This window comes from Mesorhizobium sp. WSM4836, assembly GCF_055811815.1.
The window spans coordinates 1-230 of record NZ_JBVVQF010000170.1; the positions used below are offsets into that span (position 1 = coordinate 1).

1 pseudogene is annotated in these 230 nt (G+C 65.2%); it reads right to left on the reverse strand.

Going from position 1 to position 230, the window contains the following annotated elements:
* Positions 1–215 (reverse strand): annotated as a pseudogene (locus AC0L2P_RS32530) (hypothetical protein); the annotation flags it as partial.
* Positions 216–230 lie beyond the last annotated feature (15 nt).

A 230-nucleotide genomic window follows, 5' to 3' on the forward strand; every position in this document is an offset into this window, starting at 1 on the left:
GGTTGGATGGTGCGCGTCAGCAGATCCTCGAACGCGCATCCCCACAACACGCCGGCCCAATGATCGCCGACGATGTCCGCCAGCTCGTCCGCTTCGAAGTCGAACTCCTCCATCGCCAGCCCGAGATGATCGCCGAGCGCCTCGCCCAGATGCTCGCCCCAGGCCGGCGAGGTGGCGAACTTCATGACGCCGGACAGATCGTGACCACGCTTCATGCCTGTTCCCTCTGC